Origin of the sequence: Amycolatopsis sp. NPDC051128 (assembly GCF_040682715.1) — a bacterium.
Classification (GTDB): domain Bacteria; phylum Actinomycetota; class Actinomycetes; order Mycobacteriales; family Pseudonocardiaceae; genus Amycolatopsis.
Genome location: NZ_JBFBBN010000017.1, coordinates 13,387 through 30,055 on the forward strand (window position 1 = coordinate 13,387; position 16,669 = coordinate 30,055).

Sequence of the window (16,669 nt, forward strand, 5' to 3'; positions counted from 1 at the left end):
CTCGAACACCTACCACGCCAACTTTTGGCGCAAGCTGCTGCACGTGCCCGCATTGAGGGACTTGAAGTCCCTCAATGCGACATTCACGGCCCTACGGAGTGGGGGTCGGAGCGGCGCCCTGGCTGGAGGACGCGGGGGCCGAAGTCGTCGGCTGCTGGGCCGACGTGCTCGGGCTCGTCGGGGTCGATGAGGTGCTGGGGGTGGTCGACGTCGTCGGGGCCGTCGACGTGTCCGGCGGGCTCGTCGTCGTCTCGGTCGGTGACACCTGGGTGTCGGTGCTGGTCGGCGGGGTCGACGACGGGGCCTTGTCCGGCCGGCCGGAGCCGCCGCCGAGGACCTTGCCGATGCTCGAGCCCGTTCCGCCGCCGATCTGGGTGCCCGTCGCCGACTCGAAGCCGACGATCGACAGGATCGCCACCGCGAACGCCGCCACGCTCGTGCCGATGATCAACGGCCAGCGCAGTTTCCGCAGGCGGCTCGCCCCTTCCTCCGGGGGCTTCGCCAGCTGGACCGTCGGCTGGTCGGCGATCGGCACCGCCGGCTCGGCGGGCCCCCGCCGCCGGATGCCCGACGTCGCCAGCACCCGCGCCTTGAGCGCCGCTTCGCGGGTGCGCTGCAGCGAGCGCAGGTACACCTCGCTGCCGACTGTCGACACCACGCTCGCGACGCCGGCGCCGACGACCGTGCCGGCCACGCCCAGCGTCGACCCCAGCAGCGCCGCCGTCACCGCCGCGAGCGCCGCCGCCATTACCTGCGCGATGCGCAGACCCGACTTTTCTGCCTTCACTTCGGAAGCCGCTGCGTTCTCCTTGCTCATGATCCCGATCCGGTAGTAAGACTTCTCCCCTGTCCAACGTCTAAGGCGCGCGAGGAACTCCCCCCGTTGTCCCAACGTGAGAAGCACCACTCGGACTGTCTACAATAGACAGTGCCGATCGAAGATTTTCTTGACATACTCGGCCGATGGAACTGGTGACGATCTCTGACATCGAGGCCGCCGCGAAGCGCGTCGAAGGTGTTGCCGTGCGGACGCCCCTGCTGCTCCAGACGTGGGATCCCCGCAACACCCTGTGGCTCAAACCTGAAAGCCTGCAACCGATCGGCGCGTTCAAGGTGCGCGGCGCGTTCAACGCGATCGGCACGCTCGACGACGCGGCCCGCGCACGCGGCGTCATCGCGTACTCGAGCGGCAACCACGCGCAAGCGGTCGCGTACGCGGCGCAGCGATACGGGGTGCCCGCGGTGATCGTCGTGCCGGACGTCGCGCCGCGGATCAAGGTCGAGGCCACTCGCTCGTACGGCGCCGAAGTGGTCGAGGTGCCGATCGGCGAACATGAGGCGAAAGCGCACGAACTGGCCGCCGAACGCGGGCTGACCCTCGTGCCGCCCTTCGACGACGCGGCGATCATCGCCGGCCAGGGCACGGCGGGCCTCGAGATCGCCGAGGACCTCCCGGACGTCGAGGTCGTGCTGGTCCCGATCAGCGGCGGCGGGCTGGCGGCCGGCGTCGGCACCGCGATTAAGGCCCGCTGCCCGCGGGCGAAGGTCATCGGCGTCGAGCCCGCGCTGGCCGCGGACGCCGCCGAGAGCCTCCGACGGGGCGAACTGGTCCGGTGGCCGCAGGCCGACCGCGCCCGCACGATCGCCGACGGACTGCGCTCTCAGCCGTCCGAGCTGACCTTCGCCCACCTGCTGGAGGTCGTCGACCAGATGGTCACGGTCACCGAGGACGAGATCCGGGACGCCGTCCGCACGCTGGCCCGGCAGGCGCGGCTGGTCGCCGAACCCAGCGGCGCGGTGACGACGGCGGCGTACCTGTTCCACGCCGGCGAGCTACCCGCCGGCCGCACGGTCGCGATCGTGTCGGGCGGCAACGTCGACCCGGCGCAGTTCGCCGAGATCCTCGCCTGATCAGGGGCCCCGCAAGCGCCCCAAAGTGGCGTTGGTTGCGTCCAACGCACCCAACGCGGCGTTCGGTGCGCCCAACGCACCCAACGCCACATTGGGGCGCTTGGGCGGCTAGGAACCGGCGACCGGGGTCCCGCCGCCGCGGACGTGCGTCGGCGGGCCCTCGACGCCGCAGTGGTAGCACTTGCCCAGGTGGGGGCACTCCTCCGCGTCCGAAGCAGACTGCGACGGCGGTTCGAGGACGCCGTTGTGGATGCCCAGCGCGATCAGCCCGCCGGCGATCGCCAGTACCGCGCAGATGACCAGCGCCACCCGCCAGCCCGCGGTGAGCGCCACCGGGTCGGCGTAGGACTCGCCGGTCAGCCCGGCCGCGGCGGGCAGCACCGCCACCGCGAGGAGGCCGCCCGAGCGGGCGATCGCGTTGTTGACCCCCGAGGCGACGCCGGCGTAGCGGTCCGGGGCCGCGGCGAGCACCGTCGCGGTCACCGGGGCCACGACCGTCGCCAGGCCGAGCCCGAACACCGCGACCGCGGGCAGCACCGCGCCGAGGTAGGACGCGCCGGGCGCGATGCGCAGCATCAGCAGCATGCCGGCGCCGACGATGATCGGGCCGACCACCAGCTGCGTGCGCGGGCCGATCCGCTGGGCGAGCGCGCCGGAGCGGCCGGAGAGCAGGAGCATGATCACCGTCAGCGGCAGCCCGGCCAGGCCGGACACGGTCGGCGAGTAGCCGAGCGAGACCTGCAGCTGCATGACCAGCAGCATCATGACACCGCCCAGTGCGGCGTAGACGACGAACGTCAGCGCGTTCGACAGCGTGAAGGTGCGGTCCCGGAACAGCGACGGTGGCACGAGCGGTTCCCGCGACCGGTGCTGGACGAGGACGAACGCGGCCAGTCCCGCGATCCCCAGCAGGCCCGCGACCAGCACGATCGGGTCGCCGATGCCGCGTCCCGGCGCCTCGACGAGCGCGCCGGTGACCCCGGCGAGGCCGAGCGCGCCGAGCGCGGCGGCGCCGAAGTCCGGGTGTCCGGTGGCGTCCGGGTCGCGGGACTCGGGGACGAACCGCCGCGCCATCAGCACGACGACGACCGCGATCGGGACGTTGATGAGGAACGCCAGCCGCCACGACCAGACCTGGACGAGCAGACCGCCGACCAGCGGCCCGGCGGCGGCCGCGATGCCGCCGAGGCCGGACCACGCGCCGATCGCGCGGGCGCGGGCGTCGTGCGCGAAGGAAGACTGGAGGATCGCGAGCGAGCCGGGCGTCAGGAGGGCGCCGCCGATCCCCTGCAGGATCCGCATCGCGACGAGCATCTCGGTGGACACCGCGGCGGCGCACAGCCCGGAGGCGACCCCGAACCAGACGACGCCGACGAGGTACACGCGGCGCCTGCCGTACCGGTCGCCGAGCGAACCGGCGACGAGGATCAGCGCGGCGAGCGCCAGCAGGTAGCCGTCGAGGATCCATTGGAGCCCGGCGACGGAGGCGTCCAGTTCGACGCCGATGCGGGGCAGGGCGACGTTGACGATGGTGCCGTCGAGCATCGCCATGCCCGAACCGAGGATCGTGGTCGCGAGCACCCCCCGCCCGGCATGGGTCCCCCACCGGATCCCGGTGTCTTCGGTGGCAGTCACCCACCCACTCCACCGCGCACAGGGGACCCCGTCAACTCACGGAAGCAGCGTCGTCACGAACTTGTACCGGTCCCCCCGGTAGATCGCCCGGGCGAACTCGACCGGCTTGCCGTCCGTCGCGAACGAGTGGCGGGTCAGCATCAGCACCGGCATCCCGACGTCCGCGCCGAGCATCTCCGCTTCCTGTGGCCCGGCGAGCGACGTCTCGATCGTCTCCTCCGCACGCTCCAGTTCGACTCCGTAGTGCTCGCGTAGAACGGCGTACAACGAGCCGCCGGCCGAGACGTGCTTGCGCAGTCCGCGAAAACGGCCCAGGGGGAGGTGCGTCGTCTCCAAGGCCATCGGCTGGGAGTCCGCCAGTCGAAGACGTCGAAGGCGAAGAATTTTCGCACCCGTCCGGATTCCGAGCAGCTTCGCGAGATCGCCCTCCACCGGAAGCTCCTCGACTTCGAGGAGCTTCGACGACGGCTTGAGGCCCTGCTTGCGCATGTCCTCGGTGTAGGACGACAACTGCAGCCGCTGGGCGAGCTTCGGCTCGGCCGCGAACGTGCCTTTTCCCTGCACACGGTGCAGGCGCCCTTCGGCGGTCAGGTCGGCCAGCGCCTGGCGCACGGTGGTGCGGGAGACCGTGAACTCCCCGGCGAGCGCGCGTTCGGTCGGGATCGGCGACCCCGGCGGCAGCACGTCCAAGAGGTCGAGGAGGTGCTGCTTCAGTGCCCAGTACTTGGGCTCGCGCTGCCCGCGCATCCCGGCGACGGCGCCCGCCTCGCCCGTGGTGGTGGTCTCCAACATGCCCGGCTCCCTATGTCTTCCCTCATCGCACGCCACGTCCCCCGTAAGAAACGTACCCTTTTCCCCAAACGCGCCGCCCCACTAAGATTGGTCTAGACCTGACCGACGCCGCCTGAGTCCGGTACATAATGCCGGAGGTGGAGAGGAAAATGATGACCGAACAACGGCCCGGCGCGCACATGGCCGCGGAGATCGCCCAGCAGCCGGACGTCCTGGCGGGACTGGTCGAGCGTCAGGCGGAAATCGCCGGCGTGGCGGAAAAGATCTCACACCGGCCCCCGCGCTTCGCGTTGCTCGCCGCACGTGGATCGAGCGACCACGCAGCGTTGTACGCGAAGTACCTGATCGAGGTACTCCTCGGCCTTCCGGCGGGTCTGGTTTCGCCCTCCACGGCGACGCTGTACGGCGCGCGGCCCGATCTGCGCGACGTGCTGTTCGTCACGGTCAGCCAGAGCGGTGGCTCGCCTGACCTGATCGAGGTCACCGAAACAGCGCGGCGCCAGGGCGCGCTGACGGTGTCCGTCACCAACACGCCGGACTCGCCGCTGCGGGCCGCGTCCGAGCTCGGCGTCGACATCGGCGCGGGCGTCGAGAAGGCCGTCGCCGCGACCAAGACGTACTCCGCGACGCTGATGGCGCTGTACCTGCTGATCGACGCGGTGCGCGGCGGCAAGGCGGCGGACGCCGAGAAGATCGGCGAACTGGCGCAGCAGACGCTCGACGGCGCGGCCGAAGGCGTGCAGCGCGCGGTCGACCGGTACCGCTTCGTGGACCGGGTCCTCACCACCGGCCGCGGCTACTCCTACGCCACCGCGCTCGAAGGTTCGCTCAAGCTCGCCGAGACCAGCTACCTCGCCGCCCGCGCGTACAGCGGCGCGGACCTGCTGCACGGCCCGGTCGCGGCGGTGGACGGCGAGACCGCCGTGCTCGCGGTGACCAGCGCCGGGCACGGCGGCCGGGCGATGCACGAGGTCCTCGAGGCCGTCGGCAAGCGCGGCGCGGACGTCCTCGCCGTCGGTTCGGCCGCCGCCGAAATGCCCGCGGCGCTGCGCATCGACGTCGCCCCGACGGTCGAGGAGCTGGCACCGATCCTGGAGATCCTGCCGATCCAGCGGATCGCGCTCGGCCTGTCGCTCGCCCGCGGCGGCGACCCGGACAGCCCGCGCGGCCTGCTGAAGGTGACCAAGACCCGGTGAACCTCGCGGTGGGCGTCGACGCCGGCGGCACGTCGACCAGGGCCGCCCTGGTCGACGCCGCCGGCGCGGTACTGGGCACCGGGCGCGGTGAAGGCGCCAACCCGAACGCGCACCCACCCGAGGTCGCCGCGGGCCGGATCGCCGACGCGATCACCGCGGCGCTCGGCGCGCACGACCCCGGCGCCGTGCGGGCGTGCGTCGTCGGCATGGCCGGGGTGAGCAAGCTGAGCGACCCGGCGGTGGCGGCGGTGTTCGACGCGGCGTGGGCACGGATCGGGCTCACCGGCGTCGTCCGGATGGTCACCGACGCCGAAGTGGCGTACGCGTCCGCGACGCCGGCGCCGGACGGGACCGTGCTCGTCGCGGGCACCGGGTCGATCGCGGGCCGGATCCGGAAGCGGCGCCTGGCCGGCACCACCGGCGGTTATGGCTGGCTGCTCGGCGACGAAGGATCCGCGTTCTGGCTCGGCCGCGAAGCCGTCCGTTCCACTTTGGAGGCTCTCGGGCGCGGCCTGCCCCTCGACGGGCTGCCGTCGGCGGTGCTCGCCGCGGCGCTCGGACCGTCCGGTTTGGACGTCCGCACGGACGCCGGCCGGCTCGCCGCGGCACGGGCGCTGATCACCACGGCCAACGCCGAGGCACCGGTCCGGCTCGCCCGGTTCGCCCCGTTGGTGAGCGCGGCGCACGACGCGGGCGAGCCCGCGGCACGCGCGATCGTCGCCCGCGCGGCCGAACTTCTGGTCGCGAACGCCCTCGCCGCGCGCGAGCCCGGCGAGTCGACCCCGGTCGTGCTCGTCGGCTCGGTGTTGACCGGCGAGAGCCCGGTCGGGGCGCTCGTCCGCCGTGGATTGTCCGGTTGCGAGGTGCTGACCAGCTCCGATGGGGTGCTCGGGGCGGCCTGGCTCGCCGCCGTGGACGCTTTCGGCGACCGGGTGGTCAGACCAGTATTTCCCCGAGATTGAGCAAAAAGTGGCGCGAAGGCACCAAAACATCGACTGAACGCGGGTATTCCAGGTAACGTAGGCAGTGGCCCCCGGACCCTCCCCCCTCGCCGGGGGCCGCCTTATGCCCTGGGTACGTCGTCCGAGCCGGTTTCGGGGGCCAATCGCAGCCCGGGATGCTCCGGCGGCAACGCCCGGTAGAGCACCCAGCCACTCACCGCGACGGTCAGCGCGACCAGCGGCCACGACAGCAGCGTGCGGGCCACGCCGAGCGCGATCACCTGGCCGGACCACCACAGCAGGCCGTAGACGACCACGCGCAGCGTGTACTGGCCCAGCACCCACACCCAGCTGGCCCGCGAGTAGGCCTTGAGCAGCACCGGGTCGCGGCGCCAGCGCGTCTTCTGGCCGAGCACCAAGCCGACGACGACGCCGAGCAGCGGCCAGCGGATCACGATGCTCGCCGCCCACAGCAGGGCGCTGGCCACATTGGACATCAGCTGCAGCAGGAAGAAGTCCTGGGCCCGGCCGGTGTGCAGGGCGATCAGCGCGGCCGCGACGACGGCGGCCAGGCTGACGAGCAGCGCGCGGATCTTGCCGCCGCGCGCGAGCCGGTAGCCGCCGAGCCCGACGGCGACCGCGATGGCGGCACCGGCGCCCCAGGCGATGGACTGCCCGGCCGCGAGCCAGCCGGCGACGAAGCCGACCGGCGGGATACTGGCGTCGAGCGCGCCCCGGCGACCGCCGAGGATCTGCGCGAGCGACTCACGGGGTTCTCCGGACACGTCTCCAGCCTGCCGGATCGTCGTCAAGACCCCCTGGGCAGGGAGACCTTCGCCACACGAAGTGTGGGATTTGCCTTCGAGTGTGCTGTTTGCGGCATACCGAAGGTGAAGACTGCGTAATAGAGAGGCGGGGAAGGCCGACAAGAGAAGACACTGGCACCGCAGGCTGAACCGTAGGTGGCGGCGGACGCGTCGTGGGGGTGCGGCCCGACTGGATAGTTGAGGTGTACAACTACACGTCGGGGGAGTGTCGGCCGCAGGATGGGAAGGGGACCCAACGTGTACGGATTCGACAGCTACGTAGCCCTCGGGGACAGCTTCACCGAGGGCCTCAACGACGCGCTGCCGGACGGCTCCTTCCGGGGCTGGGCCGACCGGCTCGCGGAGATCCTGGCGGGTGGCAGGTCGGACTTCCGGTACGCGAACCTGGCGCTGCGCGGCAAGATGCTCGACGAGATCGTGGACGAGCAGCTGCCGATCGCGCTGGAGCTGAAACCCGACCTCGTCACGCTGTGCGCGGGCGGCAACGACATCATCGTGCCGGGCGCGGACGTCGACGCCGTCACGGAACGCCTGGAGGAGGCCGTCGCGAAGCTGCGCGAGGCCGGGATCCCGGTGCTGATGGTCAACGGCCCCGACACGAAGGTGCTGTCGGTGATGTCGGTGCTGCGCGGCAAGGTGGCGATCTACAACACGCACCTGTGGGCGATCGCGGAACGCCACGGCGCCCGGATGGTCGACCTCTGGGCGATGACACCCCTGCACGACCGCCGCGCCTGGAGCGACGACCGGCTCCACTTTTCCCCGGAAGCGCACCGCCGCATCGCCCTGAAGTCGGCGGAGGTCCTGGGCATCCCGCTGGACGGCGACTGGCGCGAGCCGTGGCCGGAGGAAGTGCTCCCGAGCCGCTGGATCGACTCGCGGCGATCCGATCTGACGTGGACGAAGGTGCACCTGCTGCCGTGGATCCGCCGGCAGCTGAAGGGCGAGTCGATGGGGGACGGGCTGTCGCCGAAGCGGCCGCAACTCGCGCCGCTGGTGCCGATGGACGTGCTCGAGGTGCCGGACAGCACCCAGCAGCAGCAGGCGAGCTGACGGGCTTCCGTCCCGTTCGGGCGACTCGGCTCAGCGCGAGCAAGCAGCCGCCCTAGAGGGCCCACAGACCTACCCCACCGCTCCCTGGGGGGGCCGCCCGCATCCAGCGTATCGGCCCGCACCGACGGAAAGCGTCCGGACGATCACTCGGCGGCCAGTTGTCCACATGCCGGCTTGCCTGGGGACAACTTGTGGACCACCACTCTTACTTCGGCTCGCCAACCCGCGTCACCCGGCTTACAGTCCCCTTATGTCCGGTGGTCGTCGCTGGATCCTGATGGTCCCGATCGCGGTGCTGGTCACGGCGCTGCTCGCGGCGGTCGTGACCTGGGTGCGAGCCGGTGACATCCAGCAGGATCTCACCTCCCGGGCGCAGGCCGCGCTGGCCGGCGCCGGGCTTTCCGCCGGGCACCTCGGCTTCCACGGCCGGGACGCCACCCTCAGCGGCTTCCCGCTCGACCAGTCGCTGCGCGCGCTCGAGGTCGTCCGGGCCGTCGACGGCGTCCGGGCCGCGCGGTTCGAAGGCGACGCGCTCCCCGTGACCACGAGCCCCGTCACCAGCGCGCCGCCCAGCACCCCGCCCAGCAGCAGCCCGCCGCCGACCACCACCCCGGCCGGGCCGCCGCCGCCGCCGACCGACAAGGCCGGCGTTCAGGCCGAGATCGACCGGATGCTCGCCGAGGCGCCGATCTCCTTCGTGCCGAACACCGCCCGGCTCACCCCCGAAGGCGCACAGGCCGCCCGCGACGTCGCGATCGCCCTCGCCAAGTCGCCGGCAAGCTTCCGGTACCGCGTCACCGGCCACGTCGCCCGCGGTCCGGGCGGCGCGACCGCCGCACTGAAGTTGTCCCAGGACCGCGCCCGGGCCGTCGCGCGGATCCTCACGTCCAACGGGCTGACGGCCAAGCGCGTGACCTACCGCGGGCTGGGCGACACCCGGCCGGCTTCCGGAGCCGGCGAAGACCGGCGCGTCGAAATCACGGTCCTGTGAGGGGTGAAGCGGATGCTGTGGCTGTTCGGGCAGATCTGGCTCTGGCTGATCGTCGCCTTCGTCCTCGGCGTGCTCACCGCGTGGCTGGTCCTGCGCGCCTCGCCGCGCCCGAAGCCCGAACCAGCGGGCGAAGCAGGCGAACCGGCCGAACCGCGGCACGAGCCGACGCCGTCGGCGGCCGAGCAGACGCAGTTCATCCCGGCCGCGTGGGCCCAGCACGCTCCCGACTGGACCGATGACCGCTTCCCCGGCGAAGAACAAGAGTCCGAGCCCGACGGCCACCGCGAGGGGCGGCTGCCGCTGCCGCCGCAGCGCGGGGCGCAGGCCGAGAACTGGTTCGCCGAGGAGGAGCCGGCCTGGCCGGAAGCCGACGAGGTCCCGGACGCCACCCGGCGGTGGCCGCACCAGCCTGGGCGCGGTGGCTGACACCCATCCTGGTAAATTCGGCTACGCACTGTGAGCGAGGCTGAGGAGGGGGTGGCGTGGCGCTCCCCCATTGGACGTCGCAGCAGGTCCTGCCACCGGGCCGCCACGCCGGCGATCTCGCCGACGTCTACGAACGCCTGGTCTTCGACGCCCCGCACCAGAACGACCGCGAAATCCTGTTCAGCGCGCTCAACAGCTACCTCGGCGTCGCCCGGCGGATCATCCCGTCCGGCCGCGCCTGGATCGGCGGCGAGCTCATCGCCCGGACCGCGGACCCGCCGCGCAGTCTCGACGTCGTCCTCATCCCGGACGAGTGGGGCGCGCTGAAGCGGCTCGACGACGCCGGCCGGTCGGCGCTGTACGGCCTGCTCACGCTGCGCGGCGTGATCGTCGGGCAGCCCGCGATGTACCTCGACCAGGTGCAGCCGGTCGGCGGCATGCTGGACGGCTTCCTGTGCCGTCCCGGCGACGAGGACGTCTGGGCCGAGGTCTGGGCCGAAGGCGGCAGGGGCTACCCGGAGATGATCTGGTGAGGAACGAGTTCCGGCGCATCGCCGACGAGATCCCCGGCGGCACGTGGCTCGACGACCTGGCGCGCGCGTCGGCGATGGCGGCGAACGCCAAGTTCGAGCGGACGTCGCGGTCGCCGTTGCTGCACGTTTCGGTGATCGGCGAGCAGAGCATCGACGCCTACACCTTCTCCGACATCAGCCGCGCCCTGCAGGACGCGACGGCGAAGATCGGGCACATCATCCGGAACCCGTCCGGCGAGGTGACGATCGTCCAGCAGGCCGACCGGGACAAGGCGCCACTGATCCAGCGCGGCCAAGCGGGCAACGCGATCTTCTTCGGCTTCCCGGAGCTCGACGTCTCCGACGACGCGCTGATCATCGACGGCATCGAGACGCTGTCCGAGCGCGCCGTCAAGGAGCTGTGCGACTTCCTGCCGGCGAACGGCTCGGACGACGGCGCGCTCGACGCCGTGCTGCTCCAGCGCGACACCGTCCGCAACGCGGTGAGCGACATCGTCAACGCCGTCGCGAAGAACGCCGGAATCGGGATGGCGCTGACCCCGACCGCGGGCGAGCAGGTGACCCGGAGCATGACCACCGAGCAGGCCCGGATCCTGCAGGGCAGCCTCCGTGAGTCCCGCGAGGCGGTCGGCTACGAGACGGTGCGCGGCCGGCTCGACGGCGTCCGGACCCGGCGGCGGATCTTCTACCTCGACCGCGAATCGGGCGGGACCATCCAGGGCGCGGTGGCGCCGGACCTGCTCGACGAGATCAAGGAGAACCTCGACCGCCCGGTGACCGCCCGGCTGCGCGTCGTGCGCACGACCACGATCGACGGCCGCCGCGGCCGGCCGGTCTTCGAACTCCTCGAAATCACGCCCGAAGTAAGTCTTTTCGACTGAGAAGTCCGGTATGCGACCTTCGTCGCGGAACCGGTACCTACGCTCGTCGTAGGCCTCACGGCGGTGCCAAGATGCGCGTACGGTATTTACGATCCCCAGGGTGAGGTCGTTATAACCGACGTCGAACAGTGGGAACTCCGATATTCTTCCCATTGATCACTTGGCCACATCCTGCCCGCGATGTCAGGAAATACCGATACCTGACGCAAAATGGTGGGACAATGACTTTTTCCAGAATGTAACATTTTCGTTCGGGGCCACACTTATGGGTTAACGTCGTCGCACTCCCACCCGAAGGGGTCTGCATGATGACCGACCCGCAGTACTCGCCGGCCACCGCGCGCCACGGCAGGCCCGCGCCGCCGGTGACCGCCACGGAGCGTCGTCAGGCCAACGCGAAGCCGGGGCGGAACATCGTGGCGATCGTCGGCCTGCTGCTGGGCGTGGCCGCACTGGCCGTCATGTTCGTGCCGGACGTCGAGTTCGTCGCGTGGCCACTGGCGGGGCTCGGGCTGGTCCTGGCGATCGTCGGGTTGGTCCAGGTCAAGAAGGGCACCGCCGGCGACCGCGGGCTGGCCATCACCGCCACCGTCGTCTCGGCCGCCGCGCTGCTTTCGACGGCCGGGATGCTGCTGTACTCGACCTTCCTCGGCGGTGGCGAGGCCGGGCTGCACCTGCCCGCGGTCGACGGCGACAAGCACTCGGTGATCTTCCAGGTCACCTCCTCGGGCGGCGCGACCGTGCGCTACGGCAGCCTCAGCGACCAGCGCACCGAAAACGCCCCCGGCAGCACCGACGCGTGGCAGGGCGCGGCGTCGTACAACAATGGCTCGTACCTGCTGACGCTCACCGCGGACACCGGCAATTCGGGCGTGAACAACGTAATCTCCTGCGCCATTACCGTCGACGGCAAGAAGGTCGCGGAAAACAGCGGGACGACGATCGCGCTCTGCACGGCGAACGTGGGCTGAGCGCCTGGCGACCGGCCGGCCTACCCCCATCTCGGCCGGCCGGGCCGCCACCAGCCGCTCCTGGCGGCTCCCGGCCCCACCGCGTTTCCCGTGCGGGGCCCGGCACCGGCGTCTCCGCCTGCCCCTCCCCTAGGGCTCTGCCGGCACCGCCGAACCTACGCGGACGCCACCCGAGGGCACTAAGAATCCACTAAGGATTCACCGGCCGAAGCCGGGCCGTGACCCATTCGCAACCGGATTCTCGCCACAAATGAGGATCACCGACGCCGGGTTGTCGCAGCCTCAATCGCGCCGGAAAGACTTCACGGCAGTTCGGCGAGTTCGGCGCGAACCTCGCCCACGAGTTTCGGGTGCACCCGCTCGTAAATGCGCACGGACAAGGCGAGCTGTTCGCGCGCGCCGTCGATGTCGCCACGGGCCCGCAGCACCCGGCCGAGAGTCAGCCTCAGCGCACCCTCCCGCGCGACGAACTCGCGGCTGATCGCGAGGTCGATCGCCTCCCGGACGTACCGCTCGGCCGCCGCGTGGTCCCCGGCGCGCAGGCTCAGCTCGGCCAGCTTGTCGAGCGAGCCGACGACCCGGTCGTCATCGCCGAGGTCACGGTCGATCCGCAGTCCGGCGAGCTGGTGTTCGATCGCCTCGGGCAGCCGGCCCGCCCGCTTCTCCGCCTGCGCGCAGCTGCTGAGCGCCTGCCCGCGCAGGGTGACGTCGCCGGCCTCCGCCACGGCCTTGGCCAGCCGTCCGATGGCCTGCTCGTGCCGGCCGAGCCGGCTCAGCGCGCGCCCGAGGTGCAGGTCGGCCGAGGTGGCCAGCCGCTCGTCGGCGAGCCCCGCGGACAGCTCCGCCGCCCGTTCGGCGTCGGCGAGACCGAAGCCGGGCAGCTCGAAGACGAGCGCGATTTCGCAGCGTGCGAGCCGCAGCCAGCACTGGCCCGCGACGTCGCCCGCGGCTTCGGCGGCGGCGACGCCGAGGTCGGCCATCCGCGTCCATTCGTCCAGCAACGGGCAGGCCACGCGGTAGGTGTGCCCCAGCCGGGCCAGCCGCCAGACGTCGTCGTAGCGGCCTGCGGCGTACGCGGCGTCGAGGACCGCGAGGAGGTTCGGCCACTCGGCCGCGAACCAGTCCCGCGCCTCGGCGAAGCCCGCCAGCGGCGGCATCGCCTCGTCGGCGAGCACGCCGCCGAAGTCGAGCGGGTCGGCGACGCGACCGAGCCGGCGCCGCGCGCGGTCGGCCACCGCCTGGTAGTACCGGACCGTCCAGCCGAGCGCTTCGTCGCGTTCCTTCTCGCCGAGCTCCTGTTCCGCGAGCTCACGCAGGTAGAGCCAGACGAGGTCGTGCGGGACGAAGACGTCGCGGGCGGTCTCGGCGATGAGGTTGTGCGCGGCCAGCGCGCGCAGCCGCCGCCGCGCCTCGGGCACCGGGATCTGCGCGACCGCGGCCATCAGGTGCGGCCCGACCATCACCCCGGGCACCGCGCCGAGCTGCAGGAACGTCTCGGCGATCTCGCCGGGCAGGCCGCGGAAGGAGACGTCGAACGCCGCGCGCACGCCGTCGTCGGCGCCGTCGACCTGCAGTCCCGCCAGCCGGGTGCGCTCGTTGCCGAGTTCGCCGACCAGCTCTTCGGCGGTGCGCTGCGGGCTCGCCGAGAGCCGGGCGCCGGCGATCCGCAGCGCGAGCGGGAGGTAACCGCAGAGCCGCGCGAGCGTGTGGTTGTGGCCGGCCGGCCCGGCGAGCTCCTCGATGAGCCGCACGGCGTCGTCCGGCGCGAGCGTGCCGAGCACCCGCTGCTTGGCCGCGTTCGACACGGCCAGCCCGTCCAGGCGCGAGCGGCTGGTCACCACCGTCATCGTGCGCGCGCTCGGCGGCAGCAGCGGGCGCACCTGCTCGGCCGTGCGCGCGTCGTCGAGCAGGACGAGCATCCGCCGTTCGGCGATCAGCGACCGGTACAGCGCGATGCGCTCGTGCAGCAGCTCGGGGATCTTCGCGGTTTCGACGCCCAAACCGAGCAGGAACTGCGTGAGCAGCTCGGCGGGCTCCAGCGGCGGGTGGTGGGGGTCGAAGCCGCGCAGCGAGGCGAACAGCACGCCGTCCGGGAACCGCGGCGCGACGCGGTGCGCCCACCACACGACGAGCGTGCTCTTGCCGACCCCGGCGGTGCCGGTCACCACGGCGATCGTGGTCTCGCCGGCCTCGGCACGGGTGACCAGGCCGTCGAGCCAGGCCAGTTCCTCGGCGCGCCCGGCCAGGCTGGGCACCGCGGCGGGCAGCTGCGAAGGCCCAGAGCCGTCGCTTTCACGTGAAAGCGGCGGGAGGTCGTCCTTGAGCACCCGTTCGTGAAGCCAGCGCACCTCGGCGCCGGGCTCGACGCCCAGGGTGCGGAGGGTGGCACGGGAGACCGTCCGGTACAGCTCGAGCGCGTCGCCGCGGCGCCCGGCGTGGTACAGCGCCCGCATCAGCTGGCCCGCGGTCCGCTCGGCGAGCGGGTCGGCCCGGACGATCGGGCTGAGCTCGGCGATCAGCTCGGCGTGCCGGCCGAGGTCGAGGTCCGCGTCGACGCGGGCGCCGTGCACGGCGCGGCGGAGGTCCTCCAGTTCGGGGGCCCGCAGGGAGTCGGGCACCCCGCCCAGCGCCGGGCCCTGCCACAACGCGAGCGCCTCGGCCAGCAGCGCGGCCGCGACCTCCGGGATGGCCACCGACGCCTGGTCGAGCAGCATGCGCGCCCGGTGGACGTCGATCCGGTCCGGCTCCACCTCCAGGCGGTAGCCCGGCGGGGTGGTGAGAATGCTCGGACCTTCGATTTCGCGCAGGATCCGCCGGAGGTGGGAGACGTTGCCGTGGACGATGGTGCGGGCCGTCGCGGGCGGGTTGTGGCCCCAGAGCGCGTCGATGATTTCGTCGAGCCCGACGACCTTTCCCGGCGTGAGCGCCAGCAGCGCGAGCAGGCCCCGGACACCGGGACCGCCGATCGGGACGGGCTGGTCGCCATCGAAGAGCTGGACGGGCCCGAGCAGCTGGAGCCGGGTTTCGGCCATGCTCGCGCCCACCTCCCCGTGGTTCTCAGTCCTTCGGCGTCTCCCTCACCGGAAAAATCAACCTACCGTGACCGTCAGCCGACGAATACCACCCGGCCGCGAACTCCCCACAGGCTTTCACTGGTCAGCGGAATCCGTAGGGATAGTGGGCCGGACCTGCGGCTTTTTCCGGCTTCCGCGGTCGCGAGCGGGCCTGTCGCGGAACGCTCACGCAAAACGGGCCCCCACGAGAAAGCAACCGACAGTTCGCGAGAGCCGCGGGAAAAGCTCGACCTTCCGCGGCCCCGCTGAGCACCCCGGACATACCACGACCCCGCACCATCGGTCCCGATTCCGCTGGTGCGGGGTCGTGCTGAATCTCCGGTCGGGCCGCCAGGGGGCCGGTCCGCCCGCCGCCGCCGCCGGCGACCGGGCGGGTGGGCTCACCCCGAGCGAAGCACCCGCCGGTCGTCCGCGAAGACGTTCCTGCGCGGACCACACGCCCACGCGGTGGCGACACGGTAACAAAGCGCACCGGGTCAGTCACGGGCGGGCCACCGCGTTCCGGGCTCCGGGTGGTGAAGCCCGGGATGACTCAGCGCGAAATCGGCGTCGAGTCGCGGCCGGCGATGAACGCGGGCCGCGGCGCGCCCGCCGCGAACGGCTGCTCCAGCGCGTTCTCCACGCTGTTGAACACCAGGAAGATGTTCGAGCGCGGGTACGGGGTGATGTTGTTCCCGGAGCCGTGCATGATGTTCGAGTCGAACCACAGCGCCGAGCCCGCCTGGCCGGTGAACTGGTCGATGCCGTACTCGGCCGCCATCTTCGTGATGTCGTCCTCGCTCGGCACGCCCACCCGCTGGTCCTTGAGCGAGCTCTTGTAGTTGTCGTCCGGCGTCTCGCCGGCGCACTGGACGAACGTCCGGTGCGAGCCCGGCATGATCATCAGGCCGCCGTTGAACGGGTAGTTGTCGGTCAGCGCGATGGAGCAGCTGACCGCGCGCGGCGACGGCATGCCGTCTTCCGCGTGCCAGGTTTCGAAGTCCGAGTGCCAGTAGAACCCGGTGCCCTTGAAACCGGGCATGTAGTTGACACGGCTCTGGTGGATGTACACCTCGGAGCCGAGCAGCTGCCGGGCCCGGTCCAGCACGCGCGGGTCGCGCACCAGTTCGGCGATCAGGTCCGAGATCTCGTGGACGTCGAAGATCGACCGGACTTCACCGGTCTTCGCCTCGGTGATCACGCGCTCGTCCTCGGCGAGTTCCCGGTCGGAGGACAGCCGCACCAGCTCCTGCCAGTACGTCTGGACCTCTCCGACGGAGAGCATGTCCTCGACCACGGTGTAACCCTTGGTCTCGTGGTTCGCCAGCGTGGCGGCGTCGATCGGGCCGTCGGCTTCGGTACCCCACACCGTGGGGTGCACGCGCGGCAGATGCGCCGGCGTACCGGTGATCCGGGTCGGGTAAGTGTCGTCGACCCGGGTGTCCGTCAGCGTCACGGG

General features: G+C 71.7%; 15 protein-coding genes. 9 read left to right on the top strand and 6 right to left on the bottom strand.

The window, feature by feature from the left end:
* Window positions 1-91: 91 nt before the first annotated feature.
* Entirely contained in the window at window positions 92-817 is a 726-nt protein-coding gene (locus AB0M82_RS19295; RefSeq protein WP_364723318.1) for a hypothetical protein, read from the bottom strand.
* Between the two features lie 146 nt (window positions 818-963).
* Between AB0M82_RS19295 and AB0M82_RS19300 the strand changes: the two genes are divergently transcribed.
* Window positions 964-1,911 carry a threonine/serine dehydratase gene (locus AB0M82_RS19300; RefSeq protein ID WP_364723321.1) on the top strand — a complete coding sequence of 316 codons (948 nt, stop codon included), beginning with the start codon at window positions 964-966 and terminating at the stop codon, window positions 1,909-1,911.
* 108 nt (window positions 1,912-2,019) lie between these two features.
* Here the strand turns inward: AB0M82_RS19300 and AB0M82_RS19305 are convergent, their stop codons facing one another.
* Complete coding sequence (locus tag AB0M82_RS19305; protein WP_364723324.1) at window positions 2,020-3,546, bottom strand: MFS transporter; 1,527 nt, start codon at window positions 3,544-3,546, stop codon at window positions 2,020-2,022.
* Window positions 3,547-3,582: 36 nt separating this feature from the next.
* Entirely contained in the window at window positions 3,583-4,338 is a 756-nt protein-coding gene (locus tag AB0M82_RS19310; RefSeq protein WP_364723326.1) for a GntR family transcriptional regulator, read from the bottom strand.
* Window positions 4,339-4,487: 149 nt separating this feature from the next.
* On the opposite strand from AB0M82_RS19310, the gene AB0M82_RS19315 reads away from it, so the two are divergent.
* Window positions 4,488-5,534, top strand: a complete 1,047-nt coding sequence (locus AB0M82_RS19315) for an SIS domain-containing protein (RefSeq protein WP_364723329.1) — start codon at window positions 4,488-4,490, stop codon at window positions 5,532-5,534.
* A complete protein-coding gene (locus tag AB0M82_RS19320; protein ID WP_364723331.1) occupies window positions 5,531-6,496 on the top strand; it encodes a BadF/BadG/BcrA/BcrD ATPase family protein in 966 nt (321 codons plus the stop codon). The genes AB0M82_RS19315 and AB0M82_RS19320 overlap by 4 nt, the downstream gene beginning before the upstream one ends.
* A 101-nt stretch (window positions 6,497-6,597) precedes the next feature.
* On the opposite strand, the gene AB0M82_RS19325 is transcribed toward AB0M82_RS19320, so the two are convergent.
* Window positions 6,598-7,260, bottom strand: coding sequence for a DUF3159 domain-containing protein (locus tag AB0M82_RS19325; RefSeq protein WP_364723334.1), 663 nt, complete (start codon window positions 7,258-7,260; stop codon window positions 6,598-6,600).
* A 279-nt stretch (window positions 7,261-7,539) separates the two neighbouring features.
* Between AB0M82_RS19325 and AB0M82_RS19330 the strand changes: the two genes are divergently transcribed.
* The 6 genes from AB0M82_RS19330 (at window position 7,540) to AB0M82_RS19355 (ending at window position 12,157) form a co-directional block, all read left to right on the top strand.
* Entirely contained in the window at window positions 7,540-8,355 is an 816-nt protein-coding gene (locus AB0M82_RS19330) for an SGNH/GDSL hydrolase family protein (protein WP_364723336.1), read from the top strand.
* Between the two features lie 250 nt (window positions 8,356-8,605).
* Window positions 8,606-9,346, top strand: a complete 741-nt coding sequence (locus tag AB0M82_RS19335; RefSeq protein WP_364723339.1) for an OmpA family protein — start codon at window positions 8,606-8,608, stop codon at window positions 9,344-9,346.
* A gap of 12 nt (window positions 9,347-9,358) precedes the next feature.
* Complete coding sequence (locus AB0M82_RS19340; RefSeq protein WP_364723340.1) at window positions 9,359-9,772, top strand: hypothetical protein; 414 nt, start codon at window positions 9,359-9,361, stop codon at window positions 9,770-9,772.
* A gap of 56 nt (window positions 9,773-9,828) precedes the next feature.
* Window positions 9,829-10,305, top strand: coding sequence for a hypothetical protein (locus tag AB0M82_RS19345; protein WP_364723343.1), 477 nt, complete (start codon window positions 9,829-9,831; stop codon window positions 10,303-10,305).
* Entirely contained in the window at window positions 10,302-11,186 is an 885-nt protein-coding gene (locus AB0M82_RS19350; protein ID WP_364723346.1) for a hypothetical protein, read from the top strand. Before AB0M82_RS19345 ends, AB0M82_RS19350 begins: the two co-directional genes overlap by 4 nt.
* 305 nt (window positions 11,187-11,491) lie before the next feature.
* Entirely contained in the window at window positions 11,492-12,157 is a 666-nt protein-coding gene (locus AB0M82_RS19355) for a DUF4190 domain-containing protein (RefSeq protein ID WP_364723349.1), read from the top strand.
* 302 nt (window positions 12,158-12,459) lie between these two features.
* On the opposite strand, the gene AB0M82_RS19360 is transcribed toward AB0M82_RS19355, so the two are convergent.
* Both AB0M82_RS19360 and thpD read right to left on the bottom strand, forming a co-directional pair.
* Entirely contained in the window at window positions 12,460-15,189 is a 2,730-nt protein-coding gene (locus AB0M82_RS19360; RefSeq protein ID WP_364723352.1) for a BTAD domain-containing putative transcriptional regulator, read from the bottom strand.
* 574 nt (window positions 15,190-15,763) lie between these two features.
* Window positions 15,764-16,666 carry an ectoine hydroxylase gene (thpD, locus tag AB0M82_RS19365; RefSeq protein WP_364723354.1) on the bottom strand — a complete coding sequence of 301 codons (903 nt, stop codon included), beginning with the start codon at window positions 16,664-16,666 and terminating at the stop codon, window positions 15,764-15,766.
* Window positions 16,667-16,669: the final 3 nt, after the last annotated feature.